Genomic DNA, 19,775 nt, shown 5'->3' with positions numbered 1-19,775 from the left:
ACGGGCGCTTTTTTATTGATTTGTCATGTCAAGTTCCAGCGTATGGGTAGCGGTTGTTGTCGCGGTCGTGTTTTTCTGGGCTGTAGGGGCATACAACCGCCTCGTGCGTCTGCGTACATCGGTGCGAGCGAGTTTTGCTGCGCTGGATGAGCAACTGATGCGCCAACTTGTGCTGGTCCAGGCGTCCATGCCCGAAGCATTCCGCGGTGGCGCAAAGACATTGCCGGGAGAACTCCAGGACATCGTGACCGCTGCCTGGACGCGCTTGCAGGCTGCAAGCGATCAGTTTGGTGCTGCGCTGGCCCAAGCGCGCCGCATGAACATGGATGTCGCCAGCATGGCCAGTCTCGTCATGGCGCATGAAGCCTTGCGGGCGGCGTGGACTGCTGCACTGGCCGAGGCTGTCCCACCAGAGGCCGTGCCGTCGGCCGAACGGCTGCAGGAACGCTGGCTACGCGTGTTGCATCAAGCCATGCCGCTGCGTGCGGCGTTCAATGACGCGGTCGCCCAGTACAACGAGGCGATCCACACCTTCCCCGCTTGGCTGATCGCCAAGGCATTCCGATTTTTGCCGGCCGGGCCCGTGTCCCGCCTGACCGAGGCACGCTGATGGAAAAGACTCCCGACGTGCCCCAAGCTTCACCACATTCTCCAGCGCTGTGGCGTCAACTGCAGTGGACCGCCAAGCTTGTGCAGGACGTGCAGGACGTGCAGGCGGGGCGGTCGCTTGCCACCACCATCGACCAAGTCCCGGGTGAACTGCGCTCAGGCGTCCAGGCGCTGACGTTTCACACACTGCGGCATCTGGGCGCGGCTGCGGCGTTGCGGGATCAGCTTGTGGCGCGGCGACCTTCTGCTGCCGTTGATGCGCTTCTGCTGACAGCGCTGGCCCTCATGTTGCCGGCGCCGGGGGTGCGCCACCCTCCGCACACGCTTGTGGATCAAGCTGTGGAAGCGGCCAAGAAAGACAAAGCGACGCGCCACCAAGCCGGGCTTCTTAATGCCGTCCTGCGCCGCCTGGGGCGTGAGCGCGAGCGGCTCTTTCTGGCGGTCCGCGACGACCTCGGTGCGCGTTGGAACCACCCAAAATGGTGGATCGAGCGGGTCCAGGCAGACCATCCCGCTGCTTGGCAGGCCATCCTTGAACAGGCGCAGCAGCCGGCGCCCATGGTGTTGCGCGTGAACACATTGCGCAGTTCGACAGATGCAGTGTTGACCACCCTGGACCAGCATGGCATTGAGGCAGTGCGCCTCGATGGCAATGGGATAGCGCTTGCACGACCGATGCCGGTCGCTGCCATTCCCGGTTTTGCAGAGGGCATGTTGTCCGTACAGTCGGCGGCCGCGCAGATGGCGGCGCCCTTGCTGATGTCAGGGCTCAGCGTCGATTCGCCTCGCGTACTGGACGCATGTGCCGCGCCGGGCGGGAAAACCGCCCATATCCTTGAATTGAGCCCTTCTGCACAGGTAACCGCGCTGGAAGTGGACGCTCGTCGCGCTGAACGGATCGGGTCGACGCTGAGCCGCCTGGGCCTGCAGGCCGATATCAGGGTTGCAGATGCGGGACTGGTATCCGACTGGTGGGACGGCATTCCGTTCGACCGGATCATGCTGGATGCTCCGTGCAGCGCCTCCGGGATCGTCCGTCGTCACCCCGACATTCGGTGGTTGCGCAGGGCCACGGATATCCACCAGTTGGCAAACCAGCAGGATCGCTTGCTGGCAGCGATGTGGCCGGTACTGGCGGTAGGCGGTCGACTGCTCTATGCCACGTGTTCGGTATTTCACGAAGAGGGTATCGACCGGATTCAAGCGTTTCTCTCGCGCCACATGGATGCGGGCTGGTTGCCTTCCCCAGGACACTTGATCCCGTCTGGTGCTGGAGCCGGACTTTCGTCAGGCGAGAATGCAGCCTGTGACGATGGTTTTTTCTATGCACTTCTGGAAAAGCGCGCGGCTTGAGTGGCTGGCGCAGGTGCTCGTCTGCGCCGGTCTACTATGGTCGCAAGGTCTGCGCGCCCAGAACGCCGATTTGGAGACACTGCGGGTAGAGCGTACGGAAGAAGGCCTGCTGCTGAGTGCAAAAGTCAATATCAGGCTGCCTGGCGCGGTTGAGGAAGCTCTGGACAAGGGTATCCCCATCCATTTTGTCGCTGACGCAACTGTGCTGCGCGAGCGCTGGTACTGGGCGGACCAGCGCGTTGGACAGGCGCAGCGGTACATGCGCGTCGCCTATATGCCGCTGACCCGGCGCTGGCGTCTGAATACGTCGAGCGAACCGCTGACCAACGCTGGACTGGGCGTGAGTCTGACGCAGCACTACGACTCGCTCAGCGAGGTCATGTCGTCCGTTGGCCGAATTTCGAGATGGAAGATCGCCTCGGCGGAAGAGGTCGACGCGGGCGGGCGACAGAGCCTGCGATTCCAGTTTCGGCTGGATGCGTCCCAATTGCCCAGAGCCTTGCAGATTGGTTCCGGCAACCACGCGTCATGGACGGTCGCGGTGGAACGTCAGGTTGACCTTACACAGGAATCCCAGAGGTGACAGTGCCAGTGCTGTCGGACGATACCGCGACCGTCAGAAAAAAGGGTTCGCGTTGGGCTCTCTGGGTCGCGATCGCCGTGCTGGTTGGCCTTGGCTTGGTTCTGGTATTTCTCCTGGCGCAGGCGACCAACAACCGGGTGCTGTATGAGCAGTACTACTCGCGACTTTTCGGCGTCAACGTTGTGGTGGCCGTGGGCTTGGCACTGGTCATTCTCTGGGGCATCTACCGGCTTGCCGCGCGCCTTCGCAAAGGTAAGTTCGGTAGCCGTTTGCTGATCAAGCTGGCGGCGATATTCGGGCTCGTGGGCGTGCTGCCCGGCTTGCTGATTTACATGGTGTCGTACCAGTTTGTCTCACGCTCGATCGAATCATGGTTCGACGTGAAGGTAGAAGGCGCGTTGGACTCCGGGCTGACACTGGCCAGGACGTCACTGGATACACAGGCGCGTGATTTTGGCAACCAATTGAAAGCGGCGTCCTCAGCGCTGGTGGACACTCCCGAAGCGCTGGCTGCATTGCCGCTTGATCAGATACGAACGCAGTTGGGCGCCACAGACGCCAATCTCTGGAGTGGTTCAGGCCGCCTGATCGCCAGCGCCGGCCAGTCCCGCTTCGAGCTGACGCCCGAGCGACCCTCAGCCCAGTTGTTGCGCAACTTGCGCACACACGGTGTTTCAACCTTGATTGAGGGCCTGGATGATGCTGGCAACGTCCAGTCGCTCACTTCAGGGCAGGCGCGGATCCGGGCCGTGGTGCTTGTGAATTCGCGTTCGGTTGGCTTGGTGGGCGAACAGCGCCTGCTGCAGGCGGTGCAGCCTTTGCCGTCGGCATTGGTTGCCGATGCGCTTGCCGTACAGGAGGCCAACCGTGAGTACCAGGAACGAGCGCTCGGCCGAGATGGCTTGCGGCGCATGTACATCGGAACACTGACACTTACACTTTTTCTCGCCGTATTCGGGGCAGTGTTGCTGGCTGTGATGTTGGGCAAGCAGTTGGCAACACCGCTGCTGATGCTCGCTGATGGCGTGCGCCAGGTCGCTGCTGGTGACCTGACTCCCAAGGTGGTGTTGAAAGGACGAGATGAGTTGGTCGGTCTCACTCGGTCTTTTGCCGATATGACGCAGCAGCTGGCGGACGCGCGCGCCACCGCAGACACGAGCATGCGCGAAGCGGTGGCCGCACGATCCAATCTGCAAACCATTCTGGACAACCTGACAGCCGGTGTGATCGTGCTGGATGCGGCGGGCACCATTCAATCCTCCAACCCTGGCGCGACCCGTGTGCTGCGCATGCCCCTGGCTGCATACACTGGGCGTGAGCTGGGAGCACTGCCCGGATTGGAGGGATTTGCCGCAGAGGTCCAATCCCAGTTCGCCTCATTCGAAGGCGAACGACAGGAGCATGGTCTTGACCATTGGCAGCAGTCGTTCGAGCTGTACGGGCACGGAGGTGGTGGTGTGGCCACCGAGGCGATCTCGTTGGTTGCGCGAGGTGCAGGATTGCCCGATGGGTTGCGTCTGCTGGTGTTTGACGACATCACCGAAATCGTCTCCGCCCAGCGTTCTCAAGCATGGGGAGAGGTTGCGCGACGCCTGGCGCACGAAATCAAGAACCCGCTGACCCCAATCCAATTGTCGGCAGAACGCCTTGAAAGGCGTTTGGCTGACAAACTCGACGATGCCGCCGACAGGGCAGTGTTGACCAAGGCGGTGCGGACGATTGTCGATCAGGTGGATGCCATGCAGCGCCTGGTCAATGAGTTCCGAGATTACGCCCGCCTGCCCTCGGCCGATCTGAAGCCGATAGACCTGAATGAACTGATTCAGGAAGTGCTGCATCTCTACGAGATCAACGCCGATGGAAATCCGGCCAGCACAGGCGTGTTGAGGTTCGAACCGGAGGCTTGCCCTCGCATTCTTGGTGATGCCCAACAATTGCGGCAGGTCATTCACAACCTGGTGCAGAACGCACTCGATGCGACTGAGGGCATAGACCGCGACGGAGCAAGGGACCATGGGGTTCTGATCCGCACGCAATGGAGCGAGACTTCACGCAGAGTTCGCATGAGCGTGGTTGATGCGGGTCATGGATTTTCTGATGCCATTCTCAAACGCGTATTCGAGCCCTACGTCACCACCAAATCCAAGGGGACAGGCTTGGGACTGGCGGTTGTCAAAAAGATAGCGGAAGAGCATGGCGCCCGAATTGATGTTTCAAATCGTCTCCAAGACGGTCGCGTGATCGGTGCGCAAGTGTCGTTATCATTCGAGCCGGCGCCCGTATGAATATCGGGCAATCTGTATTGCTTTGAAGGGAAGCTGTCTCCAACATGGCCAATATCCTCGTCGTTGACGACGAACTCGGTATCCGAGATTTGCTGTCTGACATCCTCAACGACGAGGGGCACACGGTCGAGTTGGCCGAGAACGCGGCCCAGGCCCGAGCTGCTCGTCAGCGCGGCCAGCCGGATCTGGTGCTCCTCGATATCTGGATGCCGGACACCGACGGTGTCACGCTGCTCAAGGAATGGCGCGGGACGGGCATGTTGTCCATGCCGGTGATCATGATGAGCGGTCACGCAACCATCGACACGGCTGTCGAAGCCACGCGCATTGGCGCGATGTCATTTCTGGAAAAGCCGATCACGCTGCAGAAACTGCTGAAGGCGGTCGATCTGGCCCTCAGCCGCGAAGTGGCGGCAGCGCGCAGCGCGGTCAGTGCCGAGCCGTCTGAATCTCCAGTTGGCATCGCGCAAGGCGCAGGCGGAGAACTGACGGTCGAGGCCGCGATGACGGGCGGCCAATCGCTTCCAGCGGTGATTGATCTGGGCCCACAGGGCCAGCGCACGTTTGAGCTGGACAAGCCGTTGCGTGACGCGCGCGACGCCTTCGAGAAAGCCTATTTCGAGTTCCATTTGGCGAAGGAGGGAGGCTCCATGACGCGGGTCGCAGAGAAGACCGGTCTGGAGCGTACCCACCTCTATCGCAAGTTGAAACAGCTCGGCGTCGATCTGTCGCGGGGGCGTCGCGGCAGTGCAGCAGCCTAGTGCTTGAAATTCAGTGCTAGAATAGAGAGCTTCACGGCCCGGTAGCTCAGTTGGTAGAGCAGCGGATTGAAAATCCGCGTGTCGGTGGTTCGATTCCGCCCCAGGCCACCAAATAAAAAGCCCCTGACCATTGGTCAGGGGCTTTTTTCATTGCGCGTGGCTGATCAGAGATCTTTCGCAGTGCGGCCCAAGCGCTCCACGGCAAAGCGGAAGTATTCGGGCACGCAATCCAGGTGGCCCAGCTTGGGTGTCGTGCAGTCGGTCAGGCTGACGTCGGTGGCGCCCGCATCGCGCAGGGCACGCTGGGCAGATTCCGAGACCGAGTAGGGCACCGTCAGGTCCAGTCGGCCATGGAACAGGTAGACCGGCACGCTGGGTGCCCAGCCCAGGTGAACGCTGTGGTCGCGGGCTACCAGTTCTCGTTCGTCCGCCATGTAACGGTCCAGGAACAGCGATTCATAGGCAACGTCGCCGTCCTCCGGCACCATTTGCTTGAGCAGCAGGTCGCGCACTTCCCTGCGCACGCTGTCGGGCAACTTGGACAGGTTGCCGGGATCCAGAATGGCGCCGAGCGGTGGAAACAAGTCACCGACGCGGTCCAGTTGTTCGTCCAGTGTCTCAAGCACGTCGTACGGTCCTGCGCCCGGCACGGCGGACTGCAGGCGCTGTTTCAGCCCGCCGTTGGCCAGGTGGATCGCGCGGTGCGCCGCCATGGTGGCGTAGCCGCCTTCGGAGTAGCCGGCCAGATACAACTGGCCGTTGTCGGCCACACCCGCCTGGCCGCGCCAACTGTCGCTGGCGGTCAGCATGTCGACCACGGCGTTGGCCGTGGGTGCAGACGTGAGGTAAGGGTGAATCTGGCCCTTTGCTGCGCCAAAGCCCACGTAGTCGGGCGAGACCACGATGTAGCCGAGGGAGGCCAGCACCAGCGGCGGCTCAACCGCCTCGACCTTGTTGCTGGGCGCCTGGTTCTCGTGGAAGGTGGTGGCGTGCTGGTAGCTCACAACCGGACTGCGTGCGCCAGCCGCCTTGACCGGCACGCTGACCAGGCCGGACGCCGTGGTCGGCACGCCGTCCTTGTCCGTGGTGCGGTAGGTCAGTCGGTACGACGTGACGGCGTACAGCGGGGTGACCCCGCCTTGGACCTTGCTCTCCGGGTCGCTGAGTGCCGCGGTGATGTCGGCAGCGGGGATTTCGTTCACACGCTCGGCGCTGACCAGTGCGCCGGGTGCGCCACTGCCCGGCTGGCCACCGCCGCTGCCCTCATCGTCGTCTCCGCCGCCGCAGGCCGTGAGTACCAGCGCAAACGAGGTGGCCAGCACCACGGACAGGTGGCGCGCCGATTTCCATGAGGGTTGGGGCAAGGGCAGGTAGGTAGACATAGGCAATAGAAAAGAAGGCAATGACACACGAAAGGTCGGTGGCCGCACAGGCGCCGCCATCGGGTAAGCATGGCATGGCGCGGCGTCGCAGCGTGTCAGACAGACGCGAATGCTGCAGGGCGACGTGCCGGGCGCCGGCCGCGCGGATCGCGGACTGCCGCAACCAGGGGCCGATCCAAGCTTCGCGGGCGCTGGCGCCCGCGGCCGTGCTCGCGTGACACCAGATCGCATAATCGGCCTTCGATCCAGCCACCGCACGGACGCCGCAGCGCCACACTGGCCGCCTGTGCGAATCCGGTGCACCGCCTACCCTTTCCGCCCTGCGCCCATGCCCAACGATCCTGCCACCGTCTACATCATCGATGACGATGCCAGCGTGCGCGAGGCGATGGCGTGGCTTCTGCGGTCGCGCCGCCTGCTGTCGGAGGCCTACGACAGCGCCGAGGCCTTCCACGCCGCGCATGGCGCTTCGGAGCCGCAGACACCTGGCTGCATCCTGCTGGACGTGCGCATGCCGGGGCAGAGCGGGCTGGCGCTGTTTGAGCGCTTGTCGGAGCACGGCATTGCGCATGTGTGGCCGGTGATCTTTTTGACCGGGCATGCCGATGTGCCCACGGCGGTCGACGCCGTCAAGCGTGGTGCGTTCGATTTCTGTGAGAAACCGTTTTCCGACAACGCGCTGGTCGATCGGGTCGAACAGGCGCTGGCGGTGTCGCGCGAACGCCTCGCACTGCGTGTGGTGCAGCGGGCGCTGCGCGCGCGCGTTGACGAACTGACCGAGCGCGAACGCGATGTGATGCGGCTGGTCGCCGATGGTCGGCTCAACAAGCTGATCGCCGACGAGTTGGGCATCAGCGTGCGCACGGTGGAGGTGCACCGCGCCCGCGTGTTCGAGAAGATGGACGTGAAATCGGCCGTCGAGCTGGCCAATTTGCTACAAAAAATCTAGCTGCTTGCGCAGATTGGATAAGCGCTGGAGCCCTATTTCATTGATAATCAACGTTCCGGGCCCTGTTCGTCCTTGTGCGGCGACGCCGGCGTTTCGGGCGGCGCGGCATCGTGCTGGCCCGGCAACTCGCCCTTCTTGCGGCCCGAGAACATCGTCCACCACACGATCAGCACCAGCAGTACCAGGGCGCCAAGCGCCTCCAGCAGAATCACAGTCATGACACGAGTTTTCCGGGTTCTTTGCGCAGCGGCCATTGTAGGAATGCTGGCGAGCTGCGCCGTCAAGCCGCCCGCCACACCGCCCCCCGCCACGTTGCCGGCCGAGCCCGCGCCGCCCACCGGCGACGTCGCCGACAGCGCGCCATTGGGCCCGGCACTGCAGCGCGCGCGCAGCCGCTGGGTGCCGGTGCGCTGGTCCGAACTGCCGGGCTTCGAGCAGGATCAGATGCACGAAGCCTGGAACGCCTGGGTCAAGAACTGCGAACGCCCGGGCGCCACCTTTGCCCGCCTGTGCAGCGAGGTGCGGCGCCTGTCGCTCGCCACACCGGTCGAGCAGCGCAACTGGATGCGCGCACGCCTGCAGCCCTACCGCGTGGAGCCGCTGGGTGCCCCCAGCGACGGCCTGTTGACCAGTTATTTCGAGCCGTACTACGAAGCCTCGCGCGTGCCGCGCGCCGGCTTTGGTGCGCCGCTGTACCGCCCGCCGCCCTCGTTGGGTCAGCGCAAGCCCTGGTACACGCGCCAGGAGATGGATGTGCTGCCCGAGGCGCGCGCGCAGCTGGCCGGGCAGGAAATCGGTTACCTGGCCGATCCGGTGGACGCGCTGATCCTGCAGATACAGGGGTCCGGGCGCGTGCGCATGACCGAGGCCGACGGCAGCCAGCGCCTGGTGCGTCTGGCCTTCGCCGCCACCAATGACCAGCCCTACCGCAGCCCCGGCAAGTGGCTGATGGACCAGGGCCTGCTGCGCGGCGACGTGACCTGGCCCGGCATCCGCAACACGCTGGCCGCCAACCCGGGCCGCGTCAACGACTTCCTGTGGAGCAACCCGCGCATGGTGTTCTTCAAGGAAGAGCCGCTGTCGGCGCTGGACGCGCAATTTGGCCCGCGCGGCGCGCAGGGCGTGCCGCTGACGCCTGGCCGCTCGATTGCGGTGGACCCGCAAAGCATTCCGTATGGCACGCCGGTGTGGATGTCGTCGCAGGGGCCGGTGGCCAACCTGCAGCGCCTGGTGATGGCGCAGGACACCGGCAGCGCCATCGTCGGCGCGGTGCGCGCCGACTACTTTGCCGGCTGGGGCAGCGAGGCGGGCGAATTCGCCGGCCGCATGAAGCAGCCGCTGCGGCTGTGGGCGCTGTGGCCGAAACAGTGAAGACGCAGTTTGCCCCTGAAAAGAGAGCTGTTTGCGCAGACAGTTGTAGGGCGTACGCGCGATAAGGTTTGAAATCGGGGCCGCGCCATGAAAGCGGCGCACGACAAATGTGACGGCCTGCGCCATGTCGCGTTGATGGGCGCCGAACTCCTGAAAGCATAGCTTCCAGCGCAGATCCATCAAGCGCTGGAAGCCGATTTGGCATGAAGCCCCTGCACCGCGCGACAGCGCAGCCGCGCCATGAAAAAGGCCCGCACGGAGCGGGCCTGGAGGGGTAGCGCACGGACCCGCCGCGCGGTGGCGCGGCGTCCGCCCGTCCGCCGTTCAGATGGCGATCGTGCCGCCGTCGGTGCGCGTCACCACCACTGTGGCCGAGCGCGGGCGCTTGTGACCGGCGTGGGCGGTGTCGCTGGCGACCGCCTGATTGCCGGGCCAGTAGCTGGTGAACTTGTTGGTGGCGAAGTCGGCATCGGCCTCGCCCGGGTGCTGCACGTTGAAGAACAGCGTCTTGCCGTCGGGCGTGACGACCACGCCTGTGATCTCGCAGTCGAACGGGCCGATCAGGAAACGGCGCACGGTCGCGTCGGTGGCCTTGGCGCCCACGAAGGTGGCCTGGCCGTCCTTCGAAGTCACCTTGCCGCCGTCGCCCACCTTGCCGGGGATGGCGGCAAGCATCATGCAGTTGGTGACGTCGGTGTAGGCGCCATCGTCGGTCTGAATCCACAGCAGGCCGCCGCCGGCACTGCGCTGGTCGAAGTACAGGCCGTCCGGGCTGGAGAAGTCGTTGCCGTCGGTCAGGCCCGACAGGTTCTCGTTTTGCTTGCCGTCGACGCGCGCGCCGAACAGGTAGATGTCCCACTGGAACGTGGTGGCGGACTGAGCGCCGTTCTCGCGCCAGCGCACGATCTGACCGTTCTGGTTGTTGACGCGCGGGTTGGGCGCGTTCAGGTCTTCGGCCTTGCGGTTGCTGTTGTTGGTCAAGGTCATGTAGACCTCGTTGTTCAGCGGGTTCACGCCGCCCCATTCCGGGCGGTCCATCTTGGTGGCGCCCATGAAGTCGGCGGCCAGGCGCGCGAACATGACCACGTCACCCTGGTTGGCGAAGGGGTAGGCCTTGTTGCTGGCGTCCAGGCCGTTCTTGCCGAAGCTCAGTTCCAGCCACTGGCCGCTGCCGTCGGCGTTGAACTTGGCCACGTACAGCGTGCCCTTGTCCAGATACTTGGCGCCAGCCGTCATGCCGCCATTGATGTCGGCCGGGTTCCACTTGGCTTCCGACACGAATTTGTAGATGTACTCGCCGCGCGCGTCATCACCGGAATAGATGACGATAGGCTCGCCGGCCTTGGCCGGTGCGGGCCAGGCGCCTTCGTGGTTGAAGCGGCCCAGACCAGAGCGCTTGGCCGGCTTGGCGTCGGGGCGGAACGGGTCGATCTCGACCACCCAGCCGAAGCTGTTGAACACGTTGCGGTAGTCCTGGTCGGCCGAGGCGCCGCTCACGCGGCTGTTCCAGCGGCGGTACTTCTCGCCTTCGGGGGTGTCCCAGCCATAGGGGTTCTTGCGGTTTTCCGGCAGGCCGTAGCGCTTGAGCGCGACGATGTCGGTGGCGCTGCGCGTGGCGTCGTCGCCGGCCGCGCGGCCCAGGACGTTGAGGTAGTTTTCCTCGCAGGTCAGGTACGTGCCCCAGGGCGTGTAGCCGCAGGCGCAGTTGTTGTTCATGCCGAACGCCTGGCGACCATCGGCGGACAGCTTGGTGACCAGGTGGCTGTTGCCGGCGGCGGGGCCGGTCATGTCCATCGGCGTGGCCGAGTGAACGCGGCGGTTGTAGCGCGAGCCACGCACCATTTCCATGTCGGTGCTGCCGCTCTTGCGCTTGACTTCCACCACGCTGGCGCCGTGGGCGAAGATTTCCTTGTCCACCTCGGCGGCAGGGCGTTTGCCATCGGTGACAGTGCGGCCATTGGCGTGCAGGCCGTAGGGGGCGACGACGTACTCGTGGTTCACGCACAGCAGACCGCTGTCCGACACCGAGGCGTCGAATCGACCGCCCTTCATGCCGAAGAAGTACATGCCGTCATGGCCGTCGCCGATGCGGCGCTCGTAGGATTCGGCGGTTTCGGAGCCATTGTCCTTCCAGCTTTCGTCGCCAAACTGCATCGGGTCGCCCAGGGCGTGCAGGATGCTGATCTGGTAGCCGGCGGGCACGCTGACCTTGTCGGCGTGGGTTTTCACGACCGCGCTGAAGTTGAGCGACTTGGGCGCCGGATTGGGGGTGCCGCCATCGTCATCGTCGCCACCGCAGGCGCTCAGGCCAACGCCGCCCAGCAGGGCTGCTGTGGTGGCGCCGATGCCGCCTTTGAGCGTGCTGCGACGCGACAGGCGCGCCGCCAGAATGCTGTCCATGTGCGCGTTGGCGCTGGTGTTGACGACCTCGTTGTCGTCGTACTCGGATACAGGGGTATGGCTCATGGCTCGTGGGACTCCGTGGGATTGGGCATACGGGAAACCCCCGGATCGTGCCGGCCAAATGTGGCAGTGACGTGACAGCGTGATGACGCGCCGGCGCGCACGCACGCATCGGGCTTCGCGCGAATCAGCCGGCTTCGCGCCGGCGCGGCTTCAGGTGCGCCAGTGGCAGCGCACCACTGGCCTTGACCTCACCGAGCGAAAAGCTGGTGTGCATGTCCTTGACATTCGGCAGGTGCATTAGCACGTCGCGCGCGAAGCGGCTGAACGTCTCAAGGTCGGGGCTCACCACCTGCAATTCGAACGTGCCCGAGCCGCTGATGTAGTGGCAACTGACGATCTCGGGCCGGGTGCGAATGGTCTCTTCCAGTTGGCGCACCGCACCGCTGCTGATCTGCGCGGCGTCCAGGCGGACGAAGGCCAGCACGCCCAGGCCGAGTTTGTGGCGGTCGATCTCTGCGCGGTAGCCGCGGATGAAGCCTGCCGTCTCCAGCGCCCGCACGCGCCGCCAGCAGGGCGCGGCCGACAGCCCCACGCGTTGCGCAAGTTCGGCGTTCGTCAGGCGGCCATCGGCCTGCAAATGTTCCAGAATGGCCAGGTCGTAGGAATCAAGTGTTTCCATAATGGTGTTATTTTAGAAAAAATCTTTCGTATTTAACCTCTGACTGAGCACGCAAGGAAAACACTTATCGCGAAATGCGGCATACACTTTGCTATTGAATCCCGGCAGTTTCGCCGCCAACTGAGGTGGTGCCTTTGATCGGGAACGGCCACCAGGTCGCCCACAGGAGACAAGCACGATGAACGCCCCTTTGCCTGAGCACATCCGCAAGGCACTCGAAACCGTCACGCTCGACGACAAATACACCCTGGACTACGGTCGCGCCTTCATGAGCGGCATCCAGGCACTGGTCAAGCTGCCCATGCTGCAGCGCCAGCGCGATGCGCTGGTGGGCAAGAACACCGCCGGCTTTGTCAGTGGCTACCGCGGCTCACCGCTGGGGGGCTACGACCAGGCGCTGTGGGGCGCGCGCAAGTTCCTGGAGGGTCAGAACATCGTCTTCCAGCCCGGCGTGAACGAAGAGTTGGCCGCCACGGCGATCTGGGGCACGCAGCAGTTGGGTTTTGCGCCTCCGGGCACCAACAAATTCGACGGCGTGTTCGGCATCTGGTACGGCAAGGGCCCGGGGGTGGACCGCTGCTCCGACGTGTTCAAGCACGCCAACATGGCCGGCACGACGCCTTGGGGCGGGGTGATTGCGGTGGCCGGTGACGACCACGTGGCCAAGAGCTCCACCGCCGCGCACCAGAGCGACCACATCTTCAAGGCCTGCGGCCTGCCGGTGTTCTTCCCAGCCAGCGTACAGGACATCCTCGACCAGGGCATCCACGCCTTCGCCATGAGCCGCTACGCCGGCGTCTGGAGCGGCATGAAGACGATCCAGGAGATCGTCGAATCCAGCGCCACCGCGATGATCGATCCGGAGCGCGTGCAGATTCACATCCCCACTGACTTCGAAATGCCTCCGGGCGGCGTGCACATCCGCTGGCCCGACGCCGCGCTGCCGCAGGAAGAGCGCCTGTTCAACTACAAGTGGTACGCCGCGCTGGCCTATATCCGCGCCAACCGCTTGAACCACAACGTCATCGAAGGGCCCAACGACCGCTTCGGCATCATCGCCAGCGGCAAGGCCTACAACGACACGCGCCAGGCGCTGCTGGACCTGGGCTTGGACGACATCACCTGCCGGCACTTGGGCATCCGCCTGCATAAGGTGAATGTGGTGTGGCCGCTGGAGGCGCAGATCACGCGCGACTTCGCCACCGGCCTGAAGGAAATCCTGGTCGTCGAAGAAAAGCGCCAGGTCATCGAATACCAGATCAAGGAAGAGTTGTACAACTGGCGCGCCGACGTGCGCCCGAACGTGGTCGGCAAGTACCACGAAGGCGCTGAGGGCGACTTCACCGGCGGTGAATGGTCGCTGGACAACCCGACGTCCAACGTGCTGCTGCGCGCCACAGCCGATCTGTCGCCCGCGCTCATCGCCCGTGCCATCGCCGCGCGCCTGAAGAAGCTGGGTGTGGACAGCGACATGGCGGCGCGCCTGGACCACCAGTTGGCCATCCTGGATGCGTCGGAGCGCAACATGAAGGCGCTGGAACTGGGCGGCAGCGGCGCCGACCGTCAGCCCTGGTTCTGTTCGGGTTGCCCGCACAACACGTCGACCCGCGTGCCCGAAGGTTCGCGTGCCATGGCGGGCATTGGCTGCCACTTCATGACGATCTGGATGGACCGCGACACCGTCGGCTTCACCCAGATGGGTGGTGAGGGCGTGCCCTGGGTCGGCCAGCAGCCGTTCAGCAAAGACCAGCACATGTTCGCCAACCTGGGTGACGGCACCTACTACCACAGCGGCACGCTGGCGGTCCGCCAGAGCATCACCGCAGGCGTCAACATCACCTACAAGATTCTCTATAACGACGCCGTCGCCATGACCGGCGGTCAGCAGATCGGTGAGCGCCCCGAAGGCCTGTCGGTGATCCAGATCGCGCAGAACATGCGCGCGGAAGGCGCCGCCAAGATCACCATCGTCACCGACGAGCCCGAGAAGTACGACGGCGCCCAGGCCAAAGGCCTGCCGGACGGCATCGAAATCCACCACCGCGACAAGCTGGACGCGGTGCAGCGTGAATTCCGAGAGATCAAGGGCACCACCGTCATCATCTACGACCAGACCTGCGCGACCGAAAAGCGCCGCCGCCGCAAGCGCGGCAAGATGGTTGACCCGGCGTTGCGCGTGGTCATCAACGATCTGGTCTGCGAAGGCTGCGGTGACTGCAGCGAGCAGAGCAACTGCCTGAGCGTGGAGCCGCTGGAGACTGAATTCGGCCGCAAGCGCACCATCAACCAGAGCACTTGCAACAAGGACACGTCCTGTCTCAAGGGCTTCTGCCCGAGCTTCGTCACCGTGGAAGGCGGTCAGCTCAAGAAAAAGGACAAGAAGCAGGCGGTGTCGCCGTTCGAGCTGGGCGCTGTGCCCGAACCGCGCCTGCCCGAGCCGGAGACGGGTGGCGCCTGGGGCATCATCGTCGCGGGCGTCGGTGGCACCGGCGTGATCACCATCGGTCAGCTGCTGGGCATGGCTGCGCACATGGAAGGCAAGGGCATCGTCACGCAGGACGCGGCAGGCCTGGCGCAAAAGGGCGGCGCGACCTGGAGCCACGTGCTCATCGGGCGTTCGCAGGACGACATTCGCACCACGCGCGTGAGCATGGCCGCGGCCGACCTGATCATCGGCTGCGACCCGATCGTTGCCGCCAACAAGGAAACCGTGACCCGCATGCGCGAAGGGCGCACGCACGTGGCGCTGAACTCGCACGCCACGCCAACGGCTGCCTTCGTCAAGAACAGCGCCTGGCAGAACCCCGAAGCGCGCTGCGCCGAGGACATCGCCCGTGCCGTGGGCGCCGAGGGCCTGGCGGCGTTCGACGCGGACGGTGTGGCCGGCAAGCTGATGGGCGACACCATCTACGTCAACCCGATGATCCTGGGCTACGCTTGGCAAAAGGGCTGGGTGCCACTGACGCGCGATTCGCTGATGCGTGCGATCGAGCTGAACAACGTGCAGGTCGAGAACAACAAGATCGCCTTCGAGTGGGGCCGCCAGGCGGCGCACGACTGGGCGCGTGTTGAAAAACTGCTGGCCGGTGCTTCTGCCGGTGCGCAGGTGATCGAGTTCAAGAAGCGCGAGACGCTGGACAGCCTGATTGGTCGCCGCGTCGAATTCCTGACTGGCTACCAGAACGCCGCCTACGCGGATACCTACAAGGCCTTTGTGCAGAAAGTCCAGCAGGCTGAAAGCGCGCTGGGCAAGACCACGCTGAGCGAAGCGGTGGCGCGCTACCTGTTCAAGCTGATGGCCTACAAGGACGAGTACGAGGTCGCGCGCCTGCACAGCGACCCGGCTTTCCTCAAGCGCATTGAAGGTATGTTCGAGGGCGACTACACGCTGAACTACCACCTGGCGCCGCCGATGACGGCCGACCGCAACGACAAGGGCGAGCTGATCAAGAAGAAGTACGGCCCCAGCATGCTGCGCAACTTTCGCATGCTGGCCAAGTTGAAGGGCCTGCGCGGCACGGCATTCGACCTTTTCGGCAAGACCGAGGAGCGCCAGACCGAGCGCGCGCTGATCCAGCAGTACCGCGCCAGCATCGAGGAAGTGCTGAAGTCGCTGAACGCCGGCAACCACGCCACGGCGGTCGAGATCGCGCGGATTCCCGAGCAGATCAAGGGCTACGGCCACGTCAAGGAACGGTACCTGAAGGCGGCGCGCGCGCGCTGGGCCGAGCTGATGGAGGCGTATCGGCAACCGGCCAGTACATCGGCGCAGCAAGTCGCCTGACGGCGGGCATTTGCAAAAGGCCAAGGCCGGATTTCGAGAGAAATCCGGCCTTGGCGCTTATGGGGTGAGCGCGTACAGCTATCAATAACGAAGCAAAACGCCGGCTACAGTGGTCGACGTTCATGGGCGAACTGCCTGTCCACGCGGGTCACTGGACCACCTGCACAGCCGCATACAATATGCGGTTATCTCGCGCACGGGCTGGGCTTTGCGCCGCCCGGCATCCGGCCTTCGCGCCGCGCTTGCGCATCATCGACCTTCAGGAGTCCGCCGATGTTCATCTCCAACGCTTTTGCCCAGACCGCCCCCGCAGCCGCTGCAGGTGGCGACATGACTTCCTCGCTCATGAGCATGGCGCCGCTGGTGCTGATGTTCGTGGTGCTGTACTTCATCATGATTCGCCCGCAAATGAAGAAACAGAAGGAACACCGCGCGATGATCGACGCGCTGGCCAAGGGTGACGAGGTGGTCACCGCCGGGGGCATGCTGGGGAAAGTGGCATCGATTTCCGATAGCCACATCGGCCTGCAGGTGGCCAGCGGCGTCGAGATCCAGATGCAGCGCAGTGCCGTCGTGCAGGTGCTGCCCAAGGGAACCATCAAGTAAGCAAACGAATCGCAATGCGGGCAGGGCCTGAGCGGCCTCGCGCCCAGCCCGTCGCGCCGGTCGGCGCAATCCCCCAATTTTTTGCACCATGAACCGCTACCCCATCTGGAAGTACGTGATCATCGCCATCACCTTTGTGGTGGCGGTGCTCTACACCTTGCCCAACTTCTTTGGCGAGGCGCCAGCGGTGCAGGTGTCGGCCGGCAAAGTGACGGCCAAGGTGGACAGCGGCACGCTTGCACGCGTGGAAGAGGCGCTGAAGGCGGTCAACCTGGCGCCGAACCAATTGGCGCTGGAAGGCACTTCGGTGCTGGCCCGATTCGACACGACGGACGACCAGCTCAAGGCCAAGGATGCGATCGAACATGCCGTCAATCCTGACGCGACCGACCCTGCCTACGTGGTGGCGCTGAACCTGGTGTCTCGTTCGCCGGCCTGGCTGGCCGCCATCAACGCCAAGCCGATGTACCTGGGGCTGGACCTGCGCGGTGGCGTGCACTTCATGCTGCAGGTGGACATGCGCGCGGCCATCACCAAGCGGCTGGACACCTTGTCGAACGACATTCGTCTGGCTTTGCGCGAGAAGGATGTGCGGCATGGAGGCATCAGCCGTGAGGGCAACAACATCGAGATCCGCGCGCGCGATGCGGCAACGCTGGAAGCCGCACGCAGGGTGGTCACTGATCAGGTGCCTGACCTGCAGGTCGAAGAAGTGCAAGGCACGGAGCCGAAGCTGGTTGCCAGCTTCAAGCCCCAGGCGCTGCAGAAGGTGCAGAGCGACGCCGTCAAGCAGAACATCACCACGCTGCACAACCGGGTGAATGAACTGGGTGTGGCCGAGCCGGTCATCCAGCAGCAGGGTGCCGACCGTGTCGTGGTGCAGTTGCCGGGCGTTCAGGACACAGCCAAGGCCAAGGACATTCTGGGCCGAACCGCCACGCTGGAGATGCGTCTGGTGGACGAAAGCGCCGAAGGCCGTGCCGCAGAGATGAGCAACGGGACGGTGCCGTTCGGCTCGGAGAAATTCCTGCTGCGCGACGGCCAGCCTGTGATCGTCAAGCGCCAGGTCATTCTGACCGGCGAGAGCCTGACGGACGCGCAGCCCGGCTTCGATTCGCAGACGCAGCAGCCCAAGGTCGACCTGACGGTCAACGCGCAGGGCGGCCGCATCATGCGCGACGTCAGCCGCGAGAACCTGAAGAAGCGCATGGCCATCATCTTGTTCGAAAAGGGCAAGGGCGAGGCGCTGACGGCACCCGTCATTCAGGCCGAACTGGGCAACCGCTTCCAGATTTCGGGTTCGATGAGCGTGGTCGAAGCGAACGACCTGGCACTGTTGCTGCGCGCCGGTTCGCTGGCCGCCCCCATGGAGATCATTGAAGAGCGCACCATCGGCCCCAGCCTGGGCGCCGAGAACATCACCAAGGGCTTTCACAGTGTGGTGGGCGGCTTCATCGTGATCTGCCTGTTCATGTGCGTGTACTACGGGCTGTTCGGGGTGTTCTCCAGCGTCGCGCTGGCCTTCAACCTGCTGCTGCTGGTTGCCATCCTGTCGATGATGCAGGCGACGCTGACGCTGCCTGGTATGGCGGCCATGGCGCTGGCCATCGGCATGGCGATCGACGCCAACGTGCTGATCAACGAACGTGTGCGGGAAGAATTGCGCGCGGGCGCCTCGCCGCAGGCGGCGATCCATGCCGGTTACGACCGTGCATGGGCGACGATCCTGGACTCAAACGTTACCTCACTTATCGTCGGTATTGCACTGCTGGCCTTTGGTTCAGGCCCGGTACGCGGCTTTGCGGTGGTGCACTGTCTGGGACTATTGACCTCGATGTTCTCGTCCGTGTTCTTCTCTCGTGGCTTGGTCAACTTCTGGTACGGGCGCAAGAAGAAGCTCAAGAATCTGTCGGTCGGTACGGTGTGGCGGCCTGAAGAGGGCTACCAACGCGGCGGTCCTGCCGACGAAGCCCTTTGATCTGCGCCCCCAGACTGCCTAGGAGAAGCTGAGCCATGGAATTTTTCCGCATCCGGCGCGACATCCCGTTCATGAAGCACGCGTTGATCCTCAACGCGATCTCGATCATCACATTTGTCCTTGCCGTGTTCTTTCTGGTCACGCGCGGCCTGCATCTGTCGGTGGAATTCACCGGTGGAACGGTGATGGAAGTCAGCTACCAGCAAACCGCCGACCTGACCAAGGTGCGCAACGCGCTGGGCGGACTGGGCTACGCCGATGTCCAGGTGCAGAACTTCGGGACCTCGCGCGACGTCATGATTCGCCTGCCGGTTCGGCAGGGTGAGTCTTCGGCGCAGGTCAGTGAGCAGGTGATGAAGGCATTGCGGGCGGACGAGCCCACGGTGCAGATGCGGCGAACCGAGTTCGTGGGGCCGCAGGTGGGGCAGGAACTGGCCGCCGACGGACTTAAGGCGCTCGCCTTTGTGGTCGTGGGTATCCTGATCTATTTGTCGATCCGGTTCGAGTGGAAGTACGCCGTGGCGGGAGCCATTGCCAACCTGCACGACGTTGTGATCATTCTGGGCTTTTTTGCCTTTTTTCAGTGGGAGTTCTCACTGGCCGTGTTGGCGGCGGTCTTGGCCGTGCTCGGTTACTCGGTGAACGAGTCGGTGGTTATCTTTGACCGGATTCGCGAATCGTTCAGGCGTTACCGTAAGATGACGCCGGTGCAGGTGATCGACCACGCCATCACGTCGACGATCAGCCGAACCATCATCACGCACGCGTCTACCCAGGCCATGGTGCTGTCGATGCTGTGGTTCGGTGGCGATACGCTGCACTACTTCGCGATGGCGCTGACGATCGGCATTCTTTTCGGCATCTATTCTTCGGTGTTCGTGGCGGCTGCCATTGCCATGTGGCTGGGTGTCAAGCGCGAAGACCTGATCAAGCCTGGCCGCAAGGAAGGCGACCCCAACGATCCGAACGCAGGCGCTGTGGTATAGCTGCGTTGCGCCCTGAGGCCACCCGCGGTGGCCATGCGATACT

At 63.9% G+C, this 19,775-nt stretch carries 15 protein-coding genes and 1 tRNA gene; 12 read left to right on the top strand and 4 right to left on the bottom strand.

What is annotated here, in order from left to right; all coding sequences use genetic code 11:
- Positions 1–25 precede the first annotated feature (25 nt).
- From FVQ98_RS07200 to FVQ98_RS07175, 6 genes are all read left to right on the top strand, one after another.
- On the top strand, positions 26–610 hold the full coding sequence (locus tag FVQ98_RS07200; RefSeq protein ID WP_147912738.1) for a LemA family protein: 585 nt from the start codon (positions 26–28) through the stop codon (positions 608–610).
- Positions 610–1,962 carry a 16S rRNA (cytosine(967)-C(5))-methyltransferase RsmB gene (gene rsmB, locus FVQ98_RS07195; RefSeq protein WP_147912737.1) on the top strand — a complete coding sequence of 451 codons (1,353 nt, stop codon included), beginning with the start codon at positions 610–612 and terminating at the stop codon, positions 1,960–1,962. Before FVQ98_RS07200 ends, rsmB begins: the two co-directional genes overlap by 1 nt.
- Entirely contained in the window at positions 1,934–2,545 is a 612-nt protein-coding gene (locus tag FVQ98_RS07190; RefSeq protein ID WP_187265665.1) for a DUF4390 domain-containing protein, read from the top strand. The genes rsmB and FVQ98_RS07190 overlap by 29 nt, the downstream gene beginning before the upstream one ends.
- Complete coding sequence (locus tag FVQ98_RS07185; RefSeq protein WP_187265664.1) at positions 2,542–4,830, top strand: sensor histidine kinase; 2,289 nt, start codon at positions 2,542–2,544, stop codon at positions 4,828–4,830. The genes FVQ98_RS07190 and FVQ98_RS07185 overlap by 4 nt, the downstream gene beginning before the upstream one ends.
- 44 nt (positions 4,831–4,874) lie before the next feature.
- Positions 4,875–5,591: a response regulator gene (locus FVQ98_RS07180; RefSeq protein ID WP_147912734.1), complete on the top strand. Its 717-nt coding sequence runs from the start codon at positions 4,875–4,877 to the stop codon at positions 5,589–5,591.
- Positions 5,592–5,626: 35 nt separating this feature from the next.
- Positions 5,627–5,702: transfer RNA gene (locus FVQ98_RS07175), tRNA-Phe, on the top strand.
- A gap of 53 nt (positions 5,703–5,755) precedes the next feature.
- On the opposite strand, the gene FVQ98_RS07170 is transcribed toward FVQ98_RS07175, so the two are convergent.
- Positions 5,756–6,973, bottom strand: a complete 1,218-nt coding sequence (locus FVQ98_RS07170; RefSeq protein ID WP_147912733.1) for an alpha/beta hydrolase family protein — start codon at positions 6,971–6,973, stop codon at positions 5,756–5,758.
- Positions 6,974–7,301: 328 nt separating this feature from the next.
- Here FVQ98_RS07170 and FVQ98_RS07165 point away from each other — a divergent pair, with 328 nt between their 5' ends.
- Positions 7,302–7,922 (top strand): response regulator transcription factor, encoded by a 621-nt coding sequence (locus FVQ98_RS07165; protein ID WP_147912732.1) that lies wholly within the window; start codon positions 7,302–7,304, stop codon positions 7,920–7,922.
- Positions 7,923–7,969: 47 nt separating this feature from the next.
- On the opposite strand, the gene FVQ98_RS19620 is transcribed toward FVQ98_RS07165, so the two are convergent.
- Positions 7,970–8,140 (bottom strand): hypothetical protein, encoded by a 171-nt coding sequence (locus tag FVQ98_RS19620; RefSeq protein WP_187265663.1) that lies wholly within the window; start codon positions 8,138–8,140, stop codon positions 7,970–7,972.
- Between FVQ98_RS19620 and mltA the strand changes: the two genes are divergently transcribed.
- Entirely contained in the window at positions 8,073–9,293 is a 1,221-nt protein-coding gene (mltA, locus tag FVQ98_RS07160) for a murein transglycosylase A (protein ID WP_147912774.1), read from the top strand. The two genes, FVQ98_RS19620 and mltA, sit on opposite strands and share 68 nt — an antisense overlap.
- Before the next feature lie 324 nt (positions 9,294–9,617).
- Here the strand turns inward: mltA and FVQ98_RS07155 are convergent, their stop codons facing one another.
- Both FVQ98_RS07155 and FVQ98_RS07150 read right to left on the bottom strand, forming a co-directional pair.
- Complete coding sequence (locus tag FVQ98_RS07155) at positions 9,618–11,759, bottom strand: PhoX family protein (protein ID WP_147912731.1); 2,142 nt, start codon at positions 11,757–11,759, stop codon at positions 9,618–9,620.
- A gap of 124 nt (positions 11,760–11,883) precedes the next feature.
- The gene (locus FVQ98_RS07150; protein ID WP_147912730.1) at positions 11,884–12,378 is read right to left on the bottom strand and encodes an Lrp/AsnC family transcriptional regulator; all 495 of its coding nucleotides are present in this window, start codon (positions 12,376–12,378) and stop codon (positions 11,884–11,886) included.
- A gap of 178 nt (positions 12,379–12,556) precedes the next feature.
- Between FVQ98_RS07150 and FVQ98_RS07145 the strand changes: the two genes are divergently transcribed.
- The 4 genes from FVQ98_RS07145 (at position 12,557) to secF (ending at position 19,732) form a co-directional block, all read left to right on the top strand.
- A complete protein-coding gene (locus FVQ98_RS07145) occupies positions 12,557–16,162 on the top strand; it encodes an indolepyruvate ferredoxin oxidoreductase family protein (protein WP_147912729.1) in 3,606 nt (1,201 codons plus the stop codon).
- A gap of 273 nt (positions 16,163–16,435) precedes the next feature.
- Positions 16,436–16,768 (top strand): preprotein translocase subunit YajC, encoded by a 333-nt coding sequence (gene yajC, locus FVQ98_RS07140; RefSeq protein WP_147912728.1) that lies wholly within the window; start codon positions 16,436–16,438, stop codon positions 16,766–16,768.
- Positions 16,769–16,856: 88 nt separating this feature from the next.
- Positions 16,857–18,746: a protein translocase subunit SecD gene (secD, locus tag FVQ98_RS07135; protein WP_147912727.1), complete on the top strand. Its 1,890-nt coding sequence runs from the start codon at positions 16,857–16,859 to the stop codon at positions 18,744–18,746.
- A gap of 35 nt (positions 18,747–18,781) precedes the next feature.
- Complete coding sequence (gene secF / locus FVQ98_RS07130) at positions 18,782–19,732, top strand: protein translocase subunit SecF (protein ID WP_147912726.1); 951 nt, start codon at positions 18,782–18,784, stop codon at positions 19,730–19,732.
- Positions 19,733–19,775: the final 43 nt, after the last annotated feature.

It is taken from the genome of Ottowia flava, from assembly GCF_008017535.1.
Lineage (GTDB): Bacteria > Pseudomonadota > Gammaproteobacteria > Burkholderiales > Burkholderiaceae_C > Ottowia > Ottowia flava.
This window is presented reverse-complemented; position numbering and strand designations above follow the sequence as displayed.